This window comes from Paenibacillus sp. FSL K6-1217 (genome assembly GCF_045040735.1).
Lineage (GTDB): Bacteria > Bacillota > Bacilli > Paenibacillales > Paenibacillaceae > Paenibacillus_AQ.
Window position 1 is genome coordinate 3,602,546 of sequence record NZ_CP150271.1, and the last position, 19,194, is coordinate 3,621,739.

At 37.8% G+C, this 19,194-nt stretch carries 17 protein-coding genes; 1 reads left to right on the forward strand and 16 read right to left on the reverse strand.

All coding sequences use genetic code 11. The features are described from left to right. Nucleotides 1-138 precede the first annotated feature (138 nt). The 4 genes from MHH28_RS15820 to MHH28_RS15835 all read right to left on the reverse strand — a co-directional run bounded on the left by MHH28_RS15820 (nucleotide 139) and on the right by MHH28_RS15835 (nucleotide 4,990). The gene (locus MHH28_RS15820; protein WP_405116511.1) at nucleotides 139-1,923 is read right to left on the reverse strand and encodes an aminopeptidase P family protein; all 1,785 of its coding nucleotides are present in this window, start codon (nucleotides 1,921-1,923) and stop codon (nucleotides 139-141) included. 77 nt (nucleotides 1,924-2,000) lie between these two features. Beyond that, the gene (locus MHH28_RS15825) at nucleotides 2,001-2,153 is read right to left on the reverse strand and encodes a hypothetical protein (RefSeq protein ID WP_405116513.1); all 153 of its coding nucleotides are present in this window, start codon (nucleotides 2,151-2,153) and stop codon (nucleotides 2,001-2,003) included. Nucleotides 2,154-2,497: 344 nt separating this feature from the next. Continuing rightward, nucleotides 2,498-3,958 (reverse strand): helix-turn-helix domain-containing protein, encoded by a 1,461-nt coding sequence (locus MHH28_RS15830; RefSeq protein WP_405116516.1) that lies wholly within the window; start codon nucleotides 3,956-3,958, stop codon nucleotides 2,498-2,500. Nucleotides 3,959-4,063: 105 nt separating this feature from the next. After that, nucleotides 4,064-4,990 carry a helix-turn-helix transcriptional regulator gene (locus tag MHH28_RS15835; RefSeq protein ID WP_405116519.1) on the reverse strand — a complete coding sequence of 309 codons (927 nt, stop codon included), beginning with the start codon at nucleotides 4,988-4,990 and terminating at the stop codon, nucleotides 4,064-4,066. Between the two features lie 178 nt (nucleotides 4,991-5,168). Here MHH28_RS15835 and MHH28_RS15840 point away from each other — a divergent pair, with 178 nt between their 5' ends. Next, nucleotides 5,169-5,864 carry a nuclear transport factor 2 family protein gene (locus tag MHH28_RS15840; protein WP_405116521.1) on the forward strand — a complete coding sequence of 232 codons (696 nt, stop codon included), beginning with the start codon at nucleotides 5,169-5,171 and terminating at the stop codon, nucleotides 5,862-5,864. 189 nt (nucleotides 5,865-6,053) lie between these two features. On the opposite strand, the gene MHH28_RS15845 is transcribed toward MHH28_RS15840, so the two are convergent. The 12 genes from MHH28_RS15845 to MHH28_RS15900 form a co-directional block, all read right to left on the reverse strand. After that, complete coding sequence (locus MHH28_RS15845) at nucleotides 6,054-6,641, reverse strand: YdcF family protein (RefSeq protein ID WP_405116523.1); 588 nt, start codon at nucleotides 6,639-6,641, stop codon at nucleotides 6,054-6,056. A gap of 579 nt (nucleotides 6,642-7,220) precedes the next feature. Then, nucleotides 7,221-8,747 carry an oligosaccharide flippase family protein gene (locus MHH28_RS15850; RefSeq protein WP_405116526.1) on the reverse strand — a complete coding sequence of 509 codons (1,527 nt, stop codon included), beginning with the start codon at nucleotides 8,745-8,747 and terminating at the stop codon, nucleotides 7,221-7,223. Nucleotides 8,748-8,784: 37 nt separating this feature from the next. Beyond that, the gene (locus MHH28_RS15855) at nucleotides 8,785-9,861 is read right to left on the reverse strand and encodes a polysaccharide pyruvyl transferase family protein (RefSeq protein WP_405116528.1); all 1,077 of its coding nucleotides are present in this window, start codon (nucleotides 9,859-9,861) and stop codon (nucleotides 8,785-8,787) included. A gap of 19 nt (nucleotides 9,862-9,880) precedes the next feature. Beyond that, the gene (locus MHH28_RS15860) at nucleotides 9,881-11,053 is read right to left on the reverse strand and encodes a hypothetical protein (protein ID WP_405116530.1); all 1,173 of its coding nucleotides are present in this window, start codon (nucleotides 11,051-11,053) and stop codon (nucleotides 9,881-9,883) included. Beyond that, a complete protein-coding gene (locus MHH28_RS15865; RefSeq protein ID WP_405116532.1) occupies nucleotides 11,046-12,047 on the reverse strand; it encodes a glycosyltransferase family 2 protein in 1,002 nt (333 codons plus the stop codon). The genes MHH28_RS15860 and MHH28_RS15865 overlap by 8 nt, the downstream gene beginning before the upstream one ends. Then, nucleotides 12,034-13,188: a hypothetical protein gene (locus MHH28_RS15870; RefSeq protein WP_405116535.1), complete on the reverse strand. Its 1,155-nt coding sequence runs from the start codon at nucleotides 13,186-13,188 to the stop codon at nucleotides 12,034-12,036. Before MHH28_RS15870 ends, MHH28_RS15865 begins: the two co-directional genes overlap by 14 nt. A 116-nt stretch (nucleotides 13,189-13,304) precedes the next feature. Then, nucleotides 13,305-14,360 carry a glycosyltransferase family 4 protein gene (locus tag MHH28_RS15875; RefSeq protein WP_405116537.1) on the reverse strand — a complete coding sequence of 352 codons (1,056 nt, stop codon included), beginning with the start codon at nucleotides 14,358-14,360 and terminating at the stop codon, nucleotides 13,305-13,307. Nucleotides 14,361-14,497: 137 nt separating this feature from the next. Further along, nucleotides 14,498-15,628 (reverse strand): glycosyltransferase family 4 protein, encoded by a 1,131-nt coding sequence (locus MHH28_RS15880; RefSeq protein WP_405116539.1) that lies wholly within the window; start codon nucleotides 15,626-15,628, stop codon nucleotides 14,498-14,500. Further along, entirely contained in the window at nucleotides 15,625-16,758 is a 1,134-nt protein-coding gene (locus MHH28_RS15885; protein ID WP_405116540.1) for a DegT/DnrJ/EryC1/StrS family aminotransferase, read from the reverse strand. Before MHH28_RS15885 ends, MHH28_RS15880 begins: the two co-directional genes overlap by 4 nt. Continuing rightward, nucleotides 16,758-17,396 (reverse strand): acetyltransferase, encoded by a 639-nt coding sequence (locus MHH28_RS15890; RefSeq protein ID WP_405116541.1) that lies wholly within the window; start codon nucleotides 17,394-17,396, stop codon nucleotides 16,758-16,760. Before MHH28_RS15890 ends, MHH28_RS15885 begins: the two co-directional genes overlap by 1 nt. Nucleotides 17,397-17,424: 28 nt before the next feature. Next, nucleotides 17,425-18,027: a sugar transferase gene (locus tag MHH28_RS15895; protein ID WP_405116544.1), complete on the reverse strand. Its 603-nt coding sequence runs from the start codon at nucleotides 18,025-18,027 to the stop codon at nucleotides 17,425-17,427. Nucleotides 18,028-18,144: 117 nt separating this feature from the next. Then, entirely contained in the window at nucleotides 18,145-19,194 is a 1,050-nt protein-coding gene (locus tag MHH28_RS15900) for a stalk domain-containing protein (RefSeq protein ID WP_405116546.1), read from the reverse strand.

The window sequence follows — 19,194 nt, forward strand, 5'->3', positions numbered from 1 at the left end:
CGCCCCCAACCATAGTAAGCAGCCCCGGCCGTCCACTCTTCTATTACTATCCTGAGAGAGCAGCCTGCTAGACTCGCAGAGACAATTATACTCCAATTAGTACCAAGGTAATAGTTCCTAAGACATAATATATTTCCCTCACACCGCCAACGCCGCCGTCTCCCGCTTCAGCCACGCCCGGTGCTCCTCATCCAGCAGCGGAGCCAGCTTATCGTACACCTCAGCATGATAATGATTCAGCCAATCCAGCTCCTCCGTACTTAGTATAGACGGCTCAATCGCCCGGGTATCTATCGGCAAATAACAGAGGTCTTCAAATCTCAGGAATCTTCCGAACTCCGTAGTTACATCCTCCGTAATCAGCAGCGTGTTCTCCGTGCGGATACCATGACGGCCTTCCTTATAGACTCCCGGCTCTACCGTGATAATCATCCCAGGCTCCAGGACAACAGGATTCGGCTTGAAGCTGAACCGCTGCGGCTCTTCATGCACATTGGAGTAATAACCCACACCATGTCCGGTGCCGCACTTGTAATCGAGGCCGTTATCCCACATCGGCCCCCGGGCGAGAATATCGAGCGTAGATCCGGTTGAGCCATAGAGGAACTTCGCCGTAGACAGCGCAATCACAGACTTCAGCACCAGTGTAAAATCTCTCTTCTCCTCATCCGTCAGCGGGCCAAGCGCCAGCGTGCGGGTGATATCCGTTGTCCCGTTCTGGAAGTGAGCTCCCGAATCCAGCAGATACAGGCCTCTGGCTTCCAGCTCTACCGGATGATCGGCGGACGGCGAGTAGTGCATCATCGCAGCATTCGCGCCGTAAGCAGAGATACTGGCGAAGCTTAGCTCAGCGAATAACGGTTGCTGCCGCCGCAGCTCCAGACCCTTCTCATCGGCTTCAAGCTCAGTCACCGGACGGAGCGGGACCGTCTCCTGCAGCCATTTGAACAGTCCGACCAGGGCGGCCGCATCCTTCAAATAGACATCACGGATATTCCGGATCTCCACCTCGTTCTTGATCGACTTAAGGGCCACTACAAGGCCCGGCGCTTCTATAGGATGAGCGGATTCCGGGATGGCCGCCGCCAGACTAAATCCGGTTTTGTTCGGATCGTACAGCACGGAAGCCGCTTCCGGGAGCGTCTGCAAGTAAGGAAGGATGTCCTCATACTCCCTGATCTCCACGCCATCCCGGGCCAGCGTCTCCTTATCTTTCGGGGTGGCCTTATGTCCTCCAGCGAACAAGATTGCGTTATGTACCCCTACTATGGCAAAAGCAGTCACATACGGATTGAACGGGATATCCCGTCCCCGGATGTTGAACAGCCAGCACAGATCATCCAGCGCGGACAGCACATAATAATCAGCGCCCTTACGCTGCATCGCCTGCCGGACCTGCGCCAGCTTATCCACCCGGCTGAGGCCCGCATACCGTTCATCATGCAGCACTAGCGGCTCGGCCGGAATGGCCGGTCTGTCCGTCCAGATCGCCCCTACCGGGTCGAGGTCTGTAATCGTCTGAAGCCCTTTCTCTACGAACTTAGCCTGCAAACTCTTCATAGCGGTTACGGACAACGTTCTGCCATCTACCGCCATACGTGCGCCCTGCGGCAATTGCTCTGCCAGCCATTCATCCCACTGCGGGACGCCCGGCTCAGCCATACGGAACATACGGATGCCCGAGCCCGCAAGCTCCCGCTCCGCCTGAATGTAATACCGGCCATCCGTCCACAAGCCAGCATCCGCTAACGTAATCACAGCCGTTCCAGCGGAACCGGTGAAGCCGGTAATCCAGCGGCGGCTTTTCCAGTGCTCCCCTTCATATTCACTGAGATGAGCATCCCCGCTTAATACCACACAAGCCTGAATCCCGCGCTCCGCCATCCATTCTCTTAACTGATGTACTTTCTCCTTAGGCATCATACCCGTAACTCCTTCTCTCTATCTAGTCTACTGAATCATCATACACCTGCATTTCCTATAAAAAAAGATGAAGACCCTCAGGTCTCCATCGTGTCACGTTCCTCTTTACGAACCAGCTGCCGCCGCTGCTTCCCCTTCTTGATCCACAGCCGGTCCTGGTCATCCCGGTAGAATCTGATCCCGACCAAGCGCAGCGGTGTCCATACTTCCCGAAAATAGTAATTAGGCATAGTCCATTTCTCCCAGACAATAAATAGATTTGCTCCTAATTATAGACCGGGATACCTGGTTTGTTTGTCGCATTGTGGAGACGGAGCCTTAAGGTAACCACCAGTTTCCCAAAATCGCCTTATCTGCGGAAACAGCGCTTGATCTGCTCCAGTGAACCCTTCGCTTCCGGGGCATTGTAACCTATGGCTTTGCCATCATCAAAATAACGCTGCTGCCCGGTAAGCATCAACCGCCACCTATACCGTGACCCATAGTTTGAATCATACTTTGAATTACAGTTGGAGTGCTGATGTTTGCTACGAACTCAGCAGTACCAACAGATATAATAACTGCAACAACCAGACTACAGGAAGCTAGAAGCTTGAACAATTTTCTTTTCATGTGAGTCCTGCACCTCTCTAATTAGAAGTTTGTATTGCTCTTTCTCCTCTTCATCTGCCAGATGCCGATGCTGCTCGAACAGATCAACACATTTGATAATATTGCTCTCATCATTGATTCTAGCAGACGATTCCAAACTTTGCAGGGTGAATCTAATACCTTCTTTACGCTCATTATGTAAACAATAGGCTGCCATTTCTGCAAGGAATTGAGTGTGTTGGTCTAACATAACCTGCCGGTTATAATCGCCGAATTCTGTAGAATACGTCCGGTAAGGAATATAGGAAGCAAATCGCTGCAGAATATAATCAACATTCCAGTCATAACGGTTAGCCGATAAGACAATACTGTATAACGCTGTAAATATCTCATCTGGCCGGTGGGAGATATATTCAACATATTCAGAGAGCGCCTCGTATTGTCCTTGCATCACCCGATAAAGCAGTCTGTTTGCGGTACCCCACTCATGGAACTGAACCACAGTCCGCTTCACTTCTACATCGTCTTCCTGTATCCAGCTTCCATCCATATAGAGGGATACCCAATCTAATGCCGATGGGTAGTCTCCTATTTGCTCACACACATATGAACGGATAAGCTGTGCGTACAGGATGTAGAAGTACAGTGGTTTCTCAGTTTTTTTCTCGTTACTCTCTCTACGGTCCGACTGACGCTGGAGATTATAACGAAGAGTCGCTAATTGCTGCATTTGCTTCGCCAGCTCATCCACCTTATGCCACTTGTTCAATGAAACATATACATGAGCGAGATGCTTCAATCCATCTAACTGATCCGCTTCATCCAGCCGGTCCAGGTAACATTCGAAGAGATGCGCAGCCTGCAAATTCCGCGCCTGGTCATCACCAATGGCAATACGGAATAGACGGTATTGGCATATCGCGAGTCTCTCGGAATTCTGATACTTCTCACTGACACTCACATGCTTATACAGCAATTCGGCAGCTTGCCACAGCCCCTCTTGAAACAGTCCTTCAGCCACTTCGAACAGCATGGGGGCATAGACCAGATTCTCCAGCAGATTCTGAACCACCTGTTCAACACAATCCAGACGGCCCAGCTCAGCGGAGCGCACAAGAAAAGGCCGCAGACGCCGCCAGGTGGGCGACGAGAAAAAGAAACATTCATCCACGTATAAACTGTAGAAATGATCCTCCGGCAGATCCATCGCCTTGGTGATTCGCTCCAGATGGTTCATAGCAATGGGCTGGTGACCACTAAGTATCCGGCTGAGCGTTCCTGAATTAATTCCGGATTGTATGGAGAATTGATGAATAGACATTCCCTTCTGCGACAAATGCAACGCTAATAGATCGCGAATCATCGTTCTAGTAGTAGGGACCACGCAAACACCACCTAACTGGAATCCAATATAATTTCTTTTATAGTTGTAATAATATGTCACATTATACCAATGGTCAATAACGTAGATTGCTACAGATTAGTCTAATCCGTGAACTGCAGGCAACCGGTTTGCCATATGAGGGCAAAAAAATAGAGACTAGTAGTCTCATAAGGCAGGGCCACCCTTTCGATTCAAATTCCCCATCATTACCTCTATCTTGCTCATCACAGCATCCCGTAGACTTTCTGGCTCCATCGCTTCAATAATGGGGCCATAAGAGAGAAAGTAATTTGAAAGCCAATCTCCTTCGGGCATGGATGCAATAACAGTAAAAGATCCATCTTCATGTTTTGTTATTTGTTTTCCACTAAAGTCATCGTATATTCTATACGCTCCCGCCGGAGAGATTTTTAAGCGAATATCAATAAATTTCTGTAATTGATTATCTGTCGCTTCAGCCGCATTTTCCACTAATATCTCTTGCTCAAAAACATCTTCAGTGATTTCGATATTAGCCATACGGGATATTTTGAATGTTCTGTATGTTCTTTTATCATAGCAATAAGCCTTCAAATACCATGCCTTATCCTTGAAAATCAACTTAAGCGGCTCAACCCTGCGCAAGCTTTTCACACCTGCGGTATTGAAATATTCGAATATAATAATATGTTTGCTTATAATTGCCATTTTTAGTGCATTGAAATTTTCTTTGTTTCGTTCGTCACTTCCCCAGGGTGAGAAGTCTAATTCAATCCAATTCACATCGCTCTTTTTGAAAAGGCTGCTTAATCGTGAAAGAATAGTCTCAATTTCCGGATACCGCGCTGCTGATAGATTCTGCAAGGCGAGCAGTATTTCATCCTGTTCTTTTTCAGAAAGTAACGACTTATTTAGTATAAATTTGTCAAGTATGACGATTCCGCCGCCTCTGCCTTGATTCGTATAGACAGGTATGCCAGCGCTGCTTAATGTCTCAATATCGCGATATATGGTTCTAACCGATACTTCAAAACGGTCGGCAAGCTCTTGCCCCGTAGTTTCTTTTTTCTCAAGTAAGTAATAAACAATGCCGAAAAGTCTGCTGATCTGCATTCAATCACCTCAATTCAAGTACAGTATATCGTTCTAAACACGACACCATTGTGTCATATTTACGATCAATATTTATTCATCCAAAACCAGACGGGCTGTTGTCAGGTTTTGTCCTTTATATTAAGAAGTGTAATTGAGCTGCGGCGTTGTCCGCACATGATAAAGGAGAATGATGATTATGATAAACAAAATTCAAATCCCCCGACCGGTTGAGCAACATTTTCATGCGACAAATACAGATGATCCCGCGACCTTCCTTTCGATCTTTGCCGAGGATGCCGTTGTTTTTGACGCTGGCAAAGAATATCACGGGAAAACCGCTATCAAAGAGTGGAGCGACCACGACTATTTCGGAGTAGGCTTAAGACTGGAAATCAAAAATGTTGTTGAGAATGCCAAGGAGATCGTTGTTACCGCACAATCAGACGGAAATTACGACAAAACCGGACTACCGGACCCCCTCTATTTTGATTTTCATTTTACTGTGGATGGAGATAAAATCACACGCCTGCACAATGTTCTTTCCTCTAACAGTAGGGCAATTCCTTTGCCGCAGCCTATCGCAGCCTATTATCATGCCTCAGATATCTGTGACGACGACCTTCTCGCTAACTGCTTTGCAGAGGATGCCATATTAGTTGACAATGGAGAAGAAATTCATGGTCCTGAAGTTATCAGCGAGTTTATTGTGAAGGCAAACAGGGACGCTGCGGGTAGGACTGAAATCACCAATTGTGCGGAGAAAAACGACGAAACGGTGGTCACCGCCACGATTTCAGGTAATTTCAAGGGCAGTCCAATTCCACTGGATTTCCGCTTCATGCTTAATAACGGGAAAATCAAAGCCTTGAATATCGTAGTGTCAGGTGTATAAAGATGATGGTGGAACATCGTCTATGTCTTCTTTGTTAGAATCCTGTTATTATATCCGGCAACTTCCGGACAGGCAATCCCGCCAGCTTCGCGGCGTTAAGATTCAGCAGAAACACCTAGTAGTCACATAAGGTCTCTGTCGTCCTGGTATCACAATTGCAAAGCTGCTGCCTCTACTGTTCCCCCTGCTTCACCCACTGCGGAACCAGCGCTTGATCTGCTCCAGCGCCCCCTTCGCTTCCGGGCCGTTATAACCGAAGGCATTGCCAATCATCTTGATATATTCGTTAAAAGTCGTCTCCCGGCTATACCGGTCACTCCACCATGCCTTCGCGTTATAGCCCGAGTCAGAGCCGATATAGGTCAGCTCAATCCCCGACTTCCTATACACATGATCGAAGATAAACTTCACCCGCCGCATATGAAAATCAGACGACATCACAATCGCCGACTTGAATCCCTTCTGCTGCATGATTGGAAGCGTGAGCTGGGCGTTCTGGTAGGTGCTCTCCGCAGCATCTTCCGTCAGAATAGAGGATTCCGGGATTCCCAAGGAGAGGGCGGTTTCGCGCATGTCACCGGCGGGGCCGGCCCCCTCCTTAGCGTTAGACAGCAGGAGCTGCGGCGCGTAGCCTTTTTGAAACAGCTTAACCCCTTGCTCCACCCGTCCTCCCCCGCCGCTAAGGATGATGATGATGTCTGCTTGCTTGGGAGACTCGAATACGGGAAGGAAGCGCCCGGCGCCCAGGAACAGCAAGACGATTAACAGAAGGGGCAAGTACAGAAAGAGAATTCTTTTTCTGCGCTTGCCCAACTTTTTACTAACCGATTTTCTTATCATAAGCTACTTCCGATAGTTCTTATTATATAATTCATTAAGCCACCCGCAATAAGTTAATAAGTCCAGTTTTTAATGTCATAGTGCCAATATGTTTCTACCCTGTATTGTTCGAAGTTGCCTCCGGTAAAACCCATACTACCAGTAACTAATAATTTTTGCTTACTTATTCAGCACACCTTAGAATATATCGTATTACCAATAGTAGTTACTAATGCTTTCACAAATTAAATTAAGAGTCACTGTTCAGTAAAGAAATTTAGCAAAGATATAGGATATACATCGTAAAAGAAACCATTTAATATATTGAATATTGGTTGAAGAGCTTTGTCGATATAAAAGTTGGCTTGTACGGAGAACTTGGAAGAGAAAACAATATTCCATTCAGCATGGTAGTCCAGAAGAGGAACGTATATAGAATGAATGAAAAGAGTTTGGTTCATTCATAAATAAAACGTTATTATAAAAACAATGTAATTAACTTCAAACGAATTGTGAAATCATGATAATTGTAGATCTTTAAATATTATTTCCACTAATTTTTCTATACACCTTTTGAAATGGTGATAAAAAAACATTTCTTTCGTATTTATTTAATCCTATGTTCCACATAAAACAAAAATACATTAGAGAATATATTACTACTTTTAAAATAAATCTAGTTAGACTATTACCATCTATTAGATAATTAATACCAGTACCGCAAATTAAAGAAATTAAAATAGGAATCGTCATATATCCAATGTTTTTCCAAAATTCAGAAATATCTATTTTCACTTTTCTGTGGTAGTAAGTATTCATTACTAGAACATTACCAATAAACAATGAGATCCCTGTTGCAATAGCACACCCGTACCCACCAAAATACTTTGCCAAAGGAATACTGATAATTACATTAAATAAAGCAACAGCTAGAAGTACAATAGACCTAAATCCATGTAAACTTTTTGCCTGAAGAATAGATAATCCTACATTCTGAATTAATGGAATCGTTAAAGGGATAAGTATTATTAATAAAAAATAATAAGCGCTTGTATAATTGGGGCCAGCCCACATATTTATAAATACCTTACCGAATAATATTATTCCACTTAGTATATAACCCATTATTACAAATTGGAGTCTACCAACTTTTATCATTAAATTTGAATATTCTTTATCTTTAGCTTCATTTATAACCATCATAGATATTTTCGGTAGGAGCATACCTCCTACCGAAGTTGATAGCATCATATACATATTAGTTAACTGCATAGTTATTGCATAAATAGCAACCACTAATGTCCCTGAGACCGCTCCGAGAATCAACTGCCCAGTACTCCAGTATACTCTATCAACTATTACACTTAGAAATATAAAAAAGGAATATGACGAAATTTCTTTAAGTAACTTAAAATTAAATTCTTTATAATCAAATTTAATTTTTATCTTTTTGAAACAAAAATATATGTTAAAAATCAGAAAAACAACATTTAAAATAGTATTAACCACAACTATTGATATCGCCCCATATCCCCAAAATAGAAGTGGCAAAACTAGTAAGGGATTAGTTATGGTTCTAATAATTGCTGTAACCCTGAGAAATACAAACTTTTCATAAGCTTGTAAAATAGATCCAAAAACACCAAGAGGAAACGAAATAGAAAAATTAAATACTAATAATAGCACCATCACTTTCGCTTTTTCTAATTCCGTTTGAGATAATGTTGTATCAAATATATTATTGATATTACAATACAATATATATCCAATAATTAGAGTTATTAAGCCAATAATAGTGTATATAATTAAGAACATGCCATTCAACTTTGCTTGAGCATCATTATTATTTAAAGCACGATTTTGAGAAGTGTACTTTACAACTGCATTTCCTAAACCCATATCTAAGATACTAAGATAACTAATTATGGAACCAATCAACGAGTATAATCCAAACTCCTGCTGACCTAGAAGTCTTAGCATAACTGGAGTATATAGAAATGAAATTATTACACTTACTAAAATTGAAAAATATGATAGTATAGCTCCAACTTTAAGTTGATTCACTTTTCAAGCCTACTTTCGAACATGTAATTATAAAACATTAGCTTTCTCTTAATAATTTTCCAAGTTCATTAAAGTGAATTTCATAATCCAATTCATTATTGTAATTGAATTCATTAAATATTTTTTTGTTATAGATCAGACAATCTGTTATTTCTTCAATTTCTTGTCTGTTTCGAGGTATATTTTTTATTGATATTCTTATCCCTGAAAAATTTAAATCATCTAAATAATTATCCATTTTATTTGAATATACTATTGGCAAGAATGGTATTTTAAGTATTTCACATAAGATAGCGCTATGAAACCTTACTGCTATGAACCTACTACATTCTTTCATGGATTGAATAAAATCTTTATAGTCCCCAATGTAAGGAACTATTTGTATTTTGTCAGGATATAAAGAAAGTTTTTTTATGTGAAAAGCCGGACTTAGGTCATTTTCATTTTCAGTATCAAATGCAAATAATCGAACACATCCATTTGTTTCTTTAATAAATTTATCTGCAACACTTGCCAAAAAAATATAATTAGAGTAATTATATTCATTATTTACAATAGAGCGATATGCAGATATTCCCAATATATTTTTTTTTGAAATATATGGCAATTCAAATTGATTAGAAAAATTGTATACAATATCCGAAGCCAAGTGATTATTTTTGATATTTTTAAATTTTTGAATATAACGAAATGAATCTTTATCTCTCACTGTTGTCAAACTATTTTGCTTTAATTCTAATTTTGTTAGCAATGGTCCAAATCTATTATTATATGGTCCTAAATTACAACCGATAGTTGCAATTCTAATATTTTTCTTTTTTAATTTACGTAGTATTCTTATCCTCTTAATTCTTCTAATAATGCCCAACACTCCATTTATATCATTAAACAATGATCCACCAATAGATAAAAACACACTAAACTTTTTTAAATATTGGTCCGAAAGCTCTAATTCATGAAAGATTATGTTATCAAAACTTTCAAATGTTCTTTTTACTGTGCTATTTGAAGAGGTAAGGTAAAAATTATGCTCAGGGAATTTTTTTGATAACGAGATTATCATTAGGTCATCCCCTAAATTATTATCTAAATAAGCAGAAACAAGTATATTCATAAAATCCCCTTTATAAACACTATATTTTTCTTATTTCTTTGATTCTTTCAGAATCCGAAAAAATGATAACAAAATATAATACATAATAGAAATTGTTACTATAGATAAAAGAGTCTATTGCACTTATCATTATAAAAATCAATAAGAAAATCCTACCTAGCATATTGTTCTTTTTGAATAAGTATAATAAAAAAACAAAAAAGGCTATTAGTCCGATAATCCCATGATTTATTAATATTAAAATAAAGGAATTACTGTAATTATATAATCCATAGTTACTAAAATAGTTAGATAATTGAAAAAAGCCCACTCCAATAAATTGATTTATAATTGGCAGCTCCCTAAAATATTCTAAATATCCCATTATTCGAATTTGACTAGATTCACTCAAATTATTTATTTTATCTAAATTAAACTTCATAAACCAACTAAGATCTATTGTTTTTAATATTGAAACCACTATGATTATTCCTGCTAAAATTACTGCTAATTCCCTTATTTTTTTATTAAATAGAGTATAAACCAAAATTAATATAACACTCCCTAATACACCAAGAGTTGAAGTTGAAATAAAAAGTATTAACCAGCAAACTATTGCTATCATCTTTTTTTCTCTTATAAGCATTAAGGCCATTATAGGAAGAAAATATATTGAAAAATAAGATGGTTCTGAAAAAAATGAATTTGCTCGTCTGTATGTAACAGAAGCAGACCAATTATATCCTTCTACTAATTCTTCGAATAATTTACCATTATAAGGTATAACGCCGCGGTTTATGCTCAGAAATTGAAATAATAAAAAAACTCCACAAACTACTGCTATAAAAGATATAACATTAAAAAATATTTTCTTTTCATAGAAAGGAATTAATTGCATAAATGAAGTGCTAATGATGAAGGTCATTATTATACTCCAAAACATGCTCTGTAGTCCTGAATTATAATTCAAAGTAAAATAAGCTAAAAAAGAAAGACATGAATGAATAATAAACAATAAAAATAGCGGAGGGTAAATCACTATTTTTCTCTGGGCTAAAATGATTAATAATGAAACAATTATGATAATTACGTTTCCTATAGACAATGGCCCCATGAATTTATATGGAGCAAGAATAGGCCCCACACAAATTGCTATTGCAGCTAAATAATTTAATATGGTAGGACCACTTTTATAAACATACAATTTATTCATTAATCTTAGTCCTTTTCAACTTATTGTTTATTTCATATATAATAAAAACTATATATATAGGAACTATCTTAATTATAAGTAATTTAATTTTCTCTTTTTTTGTAATCTTTATTCCACCAGAAAAAATATATTTCGTATGTGATTTTCCTTTAATTTCTTTTAGTATTCTTTTTTTTTCCATTACGGTTCCATTAGAATTTATAATATGTTGTAATGACAAAAAAAAGTCATTAAGAAAGTAGTTATATAATTTATCTTTATACTTTTCAAGTAAACTTTTTTCAAGAAAAACTTCATTTAATCTATTTGCCAAAAGTTCTATACGATTATATTGATTAATATTCATGAATCTTATTGCTGATCCTTCCCTCTCTTCTATCGAATAGTATTCAAAAGGAATAACTCCAAATTTTTCTGTACTACGTATAGCAGTCTTTAAGCTGAATAACATATCTTCACCATAAGTCATGTTCTTGTCAAACGTTATAGAATATTCTTTTAAATTTTGTAAATTAAATAAAATACCGCAAGCAGATCTTGGTAAATCCCCTTCCAAAATTTTATCTATATACTCAAAGAGGCTTACGGTATAATTGGATTGGTAATCCCTCCTATAAGCTTGTGTCTTTCTTTCATGCAAACAAACCGCCATGTTCAAATTTTCAGACTCAGCAAAAAGATACATATCTCTTAACATAGTATTTAATACATAGTCATCTCCATCGATAAAAGTTATATATTTTCCTCTAGCATTCTCTATTCCTTTGTTTCTGGCAACACTAACACCGCTATTTTTTTGCTTAAAATATCTTATTCGAATATCATTTTTAGCATAGCTTTTAATGATTTCTTCTGATTCATCTGTTGAACCATCATTTATTACTAAGATCTCAATCTCTCTTAATGATTGAGAAAGTACAGACTTAACACATCTCTCTATATAATCCCCTAAATTATAAACTGTTATCACCACGCTAATCTTAATTCGCTCCATTAACATCTCGCTCCATTTTTAGAAGTAGCTCTGTTATTATAGATATAGGTGAAAACTCTTCTACAACTCTTGACCTTATATTCGTACTATTGTGCGAGCGAATTTTATTTATAGCTTTAATTATTTCTTCTTTTTTATTCTCGCAAAAATAATAGCGATCATATTTACTAAAAAATTCATATATCGAATTAATTTCCCCATCCAAGATAAATAATATTGGCTTACATGTACCAGAATAATAATACACCTTGGCAGGGATTTGTGTGCCCTTACTATTACATAAATGAATATAAACGTCTGTATTTTTTTCTATTTCCTCCAGCTCTCTTATTGATACTCTATTGCCAGAGTTAATATTGGATGTGCTAATTACTGGACTATTAGAATTCCCTCGAATTATTAAATTTAAATTCAATTCTAATGCAGCATCATACAAATGTGTAAGATTCCTCACATGCGAATTATAATCACCGTAGTATCCAAAAACCATATTTTTCTTTTCAATAGTTCTTTGCTCAGTTTCGTCTCTTTTTAAAAATGGAACTAGGACATAATCAATTTTCTCTGCAAGAGTAGGGAACAACTCTTTTTGCTTTTGTGCTGTAAATGGAGAAACATAAAAAACTTTGTTAGCTGCTGATAAAATTCGTTTTTCCTCTTTCAAGAGTCTTCTGTTTACAATCCCCCCTTTTCTTGTGATATCAAGAAACAAAGGATCACCCCATATTTGTATCCATTGATTAAATCTAACTTTATGCAATCTTATAATTTCATTAGCAAACAAATGAGTATGTTTTGGATCTGAAGAAGATATTATAAAATCAAAATAATTATTTTCAAATGTTACTTTTTTCGCATTTCTAATCCAACTTTTCTGGCTATCGTAAATAGAAAACTTGTAATATAACTTTCTTAATATAGATTTAATAATCGAAAAAAAATTCAGTTTTTTATTATTATTCATTTTTTTATTACTCAAATGATTAAACGCTGAACCCAATGGAAACTCATCAATCTTCACACCTTCAGGTACAAGAAAACCATCGTCTATTGATATATGATTTTCTGGCAATTTAGAAGTTAGTATATGTACTTGATGTCCTAACTCTACTAATCCTTGAATATAAGCTAAATTCATCATAGTAACTGATGAATTTGACTTTATTGCTTGCCCTGCAATGAATAATATCCTCATTATTTACCCCACGATAATTAGAATTTTGATCATTTAAGATTAATCTCTTTAAAAGTTCACGATTAACTTTTTAATATCTCACTATATAATGTTGAAAGTCTTTCACTCATTATTCCCCATGAGAAGTTTTCAAAATATAATTTCTGCGTACGCTCTTTCAAATCCCACTCTTCTCTTCGAGACTCTGCTATCTCATTGAGTGCTTGTTTAAATGAATTCTTCTCATAATCCACTACTTTTCCAATATCAAAATTTTCAACAAATTCATCAATACCAGTACCTCTAGCCACAATTATTGGTTTTCCTAACATCATTGCTTCATACAGTTTGTTGGGTGATGAATATTTGTGATTAGGTACTGATGGACTATAAACAGCAAACAAAATATCACAGTATTCCTCAAGATTCAAAGCTTGATTATATGGCAGCTTACCATAAAAATATATATTACTGTGTTCCTTTGAAGAATTCTTAATATTCACTTCGAGTGGTCCAAAACCTGCTATATGAAGCTCATACCTAGGATCCAAGCGTATAATTTCCAATAACTCTAATAAAAACCTATTGTAGCTTAATATCCCTACATAAACCAATTTGATTTTATTGCTATTTTTTACATATTTTTCATTTTTCATAGAAATTATTCTTGGCCATTCATTGATAATATCTCTACGCTTTTCTTCTGGGGAATTATGTATAACAACAACTTTTTGGGGTTTACTTTTATTTATTTGTTCCAATCTTCTTTCATTTGTAATTATCACAGCGTCAACACTACTTATCATTAACAGATCCACTTTCTCAATCAATGACTTCAACACTTTCGGAACTTGAAAGGAATCAATATAGTAATCAAATATATCGTATATTATTTTTTTCTTGAATATTTTCGTACATATTCTAGCTGGTAGAACTGTATCAAAATCACATGCATGAACAATATCGTATTCCTTATTATGCTTTATTAGCCAAAATAGTAAACTTATTTGAAAAGCCAGAAGTCCTTTTAACGTTTTCATGCCTCCACCAAATGATGCTTTAATGTTAAACCATCTTATAGGTACTTTACCGTTACCTAGTTTTATTTCACCTTCCTTGGTATTGTTACTATCATTCATTCTATCCCAAGAGAGAATTTTAACTTTATATCCTCTACTTATAAGTGAATTAACTTCTTTTTCGACCCGAGGATCAGGTAGTACAGAATTCGAACGAATAAATATTACTTTCAATAGTTATCACTCACTAACTGGATTTATTTCATATATGGAAGATAGATATCTTCCATATGACTAATTACATTTTGAATTGAATAAGGTTGAACCATCTCTAGCGATTTCAGCCCCAACTTTGATGCTAATTCTCTGTTTTCATACAAGTTCAAAATATGTTTTGCCATTGCTTCCGGACTATCTAATGAAAATAAAAACCCATTACCCTCATTAAGAACCAGATCGTTATTCCCTCTAACATCAGTAACAACGCATGGTTTCCCACAAGCCATTCCTTCCAAGATATTTACTGGCAAACCTTCTTGTCGGCTAGATGACACTACAATGTCAGAAGCTTGTATAAGTTCATTAATATCCTCTCTAAAACCTAGAAATTCAACTATTGCACCTAATCGTAAATTTTCAGTTATTTTAATACAATGTTCTTTATTGCCACCTTCTCCAGCCAACAACAATTTCATACGAGGGATATTTTTGCTAATTATATTCACTGCTTCTATTAAAAGCTTTTGGTTTTTCCGATAACTAAACTCACCTGCAAAAAATAGAATAAAATCACTTTCATTAAGATCATTCTTTTTTCGTATAATATTCTTCGTTGTAACATCTACTGGTTTATATTTCTCAAGGTCAATTCCAACACCATTGATTTTATTAATTTTTTTAACATTAAATCTTTTTTTTTGAGCGAGATTATAATCCTCAGTATTTATCGTAATTAAGTGGTCAGTGAATCTTGAAAGGAACTTTTCAATTGGATAAAACATCATCCAATTAAAAATAGAAGCACCTTTGTAAAAATGAAAACCATGGGCTGTATATATAACTTTTGTTCCATTACTTCTAGATCTTCGTGCAGCAAGCCGCGCTAATACCGATCCCATCGGAGTATGACAATGAATAATACTGTATTTGTTTTCTTCTATTAAGTTTTTCATTTCTCTCAAAGCATTAATATTCTTTTTATTATAAGGTGATCTCATTATTTGTGTTTTATAATGTTTATCTACAAAAGGTAAATCACCGTTCCCACTGGCTACCACATGAACCTCCCACCCTTTTTCCTTAAACCACATTAAATAGGGAAGGTGAAATGCTTTTATGTGATAATCAACTGTTGCACAAAAAAGAACTTTTTTATTTATATTATTCATTTGAACAATCCTTTAATTTTAGTTATGATCATATCTTGCATTTTTAGAGATAAATTGCTTCCTGATGGTAAACAAACTCCATATAAAAACAATTCATTTCCGAATGATTTTTCATAATAATGTGTGAAAGTTAAACATTCATTAAATATAGGCTGTAAACTCATTGGCTTCCATGTATGTCTAGACTCAATATTGTTACTTTCAAGTTCACCAATTATATCATCTATCATAGTAGAGCTATTATTATTCAACTTAATAACTGATAGCCAATAATTAGATGCATTCCCAGTTGAAATAGGCATTAAAGAGAGGGGTAAATTCTCAAATTCCTTTTTATAACGTTCTCTAATTTTTTCTTTTGCCATAATACGCTCATCCAATACTTCTAATTGCCCCCGCCCAATCCCCGCACAGATATTAGACATCCGGTAATTGTATCCTACTTCTTTATGCTCATAATGCTTCGCTGGCTCTCTAGATTGTGTGGCCCAGAAGCGCATTTTCTTAATAGCTTCCTCATCATTAGAAACGATCATTCCACCGCCAGAGGTAGTGATAATCTTGTTCCCGTTAAATGAAAAAATACCAATGTGACCAAATGAGCCGCATTTTTTACCCTTGTATGAGGCTCCAAGTGCTTCTGCTGCATCTTCAATAACAGGTACACCATAATGCTCACAAATAGGAAGTAATGCATCATAATCTGCACTTTGTCCATATAAATCTACTATAATAACTGCCTTTGGCATTTTATTTTCTTTTTTGGCCCACTCGAATGCTTTCTCTAAAGCTATGGGTGACATGTTCCAAGTTTCCGGTTCGGAATCAATGAATACCGGATTCGCATACTGATATAGAATTGGGTTACAACTTCCTGCAAAAGTTAAATCTGAACAGAATACGTAATCACCAGGACCTACATCAAAGTATTTCAGTGCCAGGTGAATTCCCGCTGTACCTGATGACAAGGCAAGCCCATGCTCCATGCCAACATAGGCGCATATTTCTTCTTCGAACTTATCAACGTTAGTGCCTAATGGGGCAATCCAGTTACTATCGAATGCCTCCTGTATGTATTTCATTTCATTTCCACTCATATGTGGTGGTGACAAATAAATACGCTCCTGCATTACGATTCATCTCCAAAGCATTTTTTTGTTTGTGCTGGTACGCCTGCTACCATTACACTATCAGGAATATCATTAATTACTACAGCGCCAGCGGCAACAATCACATTGGAGCCTATAGTAATATTATTTACAATCTTCGACCCTACACCTAGCCAAGAGAAATCATTAATTGTAACTGTTCCGCTAACATTGGTGCCGGGAGAAATATGTACCCCATTCCCAATCACACAATCATGATCAATAGTACTTGAAGTATTAAGAATGCAACCCTTTGCGATCCTAGCGTTTGCATTAATCACAACGCCAGCGAGAACTACAGTACCGGACTCAATTTCACAGAATTTACTTAATATGCTGGAGGGATGAATTATTACAGGGATTTTGTAGCCTGCTTGTTCAAGTGTAGTGAGCCAAGTCAACCTATTGTGATTATTTCCTATCGCAACGATCGCACTAGAATATGTCTCTTTATGGTTATGATAAGTATCAAAATCTCCAATAACAGGAATCCCTATTACCCTATTAAGGGTACTATCATTGTCCAAAAAAGCTATCTCATCCCATAGACCAGTAAGCATAGCTGTCTCAGCGACAACCTTACCATGTCCTCCAGCCCCCAAGATCAATAAGTTCCCCAAATGAAATCACCTGGCCTCGATAGAATAATCAACTTTCAAATGTCTTGCCACCAGTAAAGACTGGCATCGTATCTGTCTGAGAATTGTTAACCCCTTCTCTAATCAAAACATTCTTAATCGTTTTCCAGAAAATTTTCATGTCAAGTTTTAAATTAATATGATCAACATACCAAACATCATAATCAAACTTTTCTTCCCAGCTGATTGTGTTTCTTCCATTCACTTGAGCCCACCCTGATATCCCTGGTGTAACTTCATGTCTACGGTTTTGTTCAGGTGTATAATATTCAAGATATTTGACTAACAGAGGACGCGGTCCAATGAAGCTCATATCCCCCTTAAGAATATTAAACAATTGGGGTAGTTCGTCAATGCTCGTCTTACGCAAAAAAGAACCAACCCTAGTCATTCTTTGTATATCGGGCAAAAGTTCCCCCTGCGCATCCGTCTCTAGAGACATTGTCCTAAACTTGTAAACCGTAAAGATTTTGCAGTTCTTTCCGGGGCGTTTTTGCTTAAATAAAGCAGGCCCCTTAGAGCTAATCTTCACAGCTATAATTGCTGCTATCATAAAGGGCGAACTCAGTACAATAAGCACACATGCAATGAGCCAATCAACAACCCTTTTCACTACTAAGTATGGCCTCATTCACTATCAACCTCTGTTTTCAGATATTGAAAATAGCGGATGTTAACCCGCCATCTTCTCGACAATATCTCTTCTTTGTTAAAGCTATTCCAACACCAACTATTTCCCCATACCCTCAGCAATAGCTCTTCCCTTATCCAGATCAGCCTCGAAGGCTGCTCTATACTGAGCAATAATAGCTGTGCTATATCCATTAGTGTTTAGTTTTTGTTCAGCGTCAGCGACTATACTGTTAAATGAGGCTTTAAAAGAGGCTAGTTGCTCTATCCCTTTGGCCTTGATACTTTGCTTAGTTGCAGCATCTGTAGCACCCACATATTCAAAAGCAATTCCAAGCAATGTAGATGTACTCTGCGACTGTAACGCACTCAGCTTCGCTTCGGTCTCACTGGTAATACTCTCGTAAGAAACCTTAGCTGATCCTGTTCCTCCCGCTCCTGAACCGCCTGCTGCTGCACTTGGTTCAGCCGTTGGGGTTGCTGCGGGTGCCGGTGTTGCACTTGCAGATGGACTAGATCCATTATCGGTTGGCTTTGCGGAAGCCGTGTTTTCTTCGTAGGTTTTGGAATTTGCAGTGATGGTTTTTGTTTTCGGATTCCAGCTAATGGAATTTCCTACAGATTCCGATAAGAATCTTAGGGGGACATAGATGGAGCCGTTCAACAGGTAACTGGACTGGCCTTTGGGTAACGCTTTATTGCTTCCATTAAATACATAGCTCGCATTTACGTTATTCAGCACCAGATTCTTCGGATTGAAAGCAGCGTCGTTAACGACGTTCATCAGGTATTCCTTAATGATTACCATCTCTGAGCTGCTTGGCTCGGCTACGGTTACTTTCAGGTTCTTGGCATCCCAGCTTACGCTCTTTTGCAGGGCATAGGACATGAAGCGCAATGGGACGTAGGTGGTGTTATTGTACATGAATACATGCTGTCCTACCGGCGGCTGTAGTGCCACACCGTCGAATAGCAGCGTCACATCTACGTTCTGCGCTTTGATAGAATTGGACGCTTTGACGGGAGCAGCTGTTGCAGTTGCGACAGGAGTAGCTGCCGCTACAGTAACTGGAGCCGATGCTGTCAGGGGCTCACAGCCCATTAAGGCTACAGTCAACAGCGCTGCTGCTGGAATCTTGATTTTGAACAT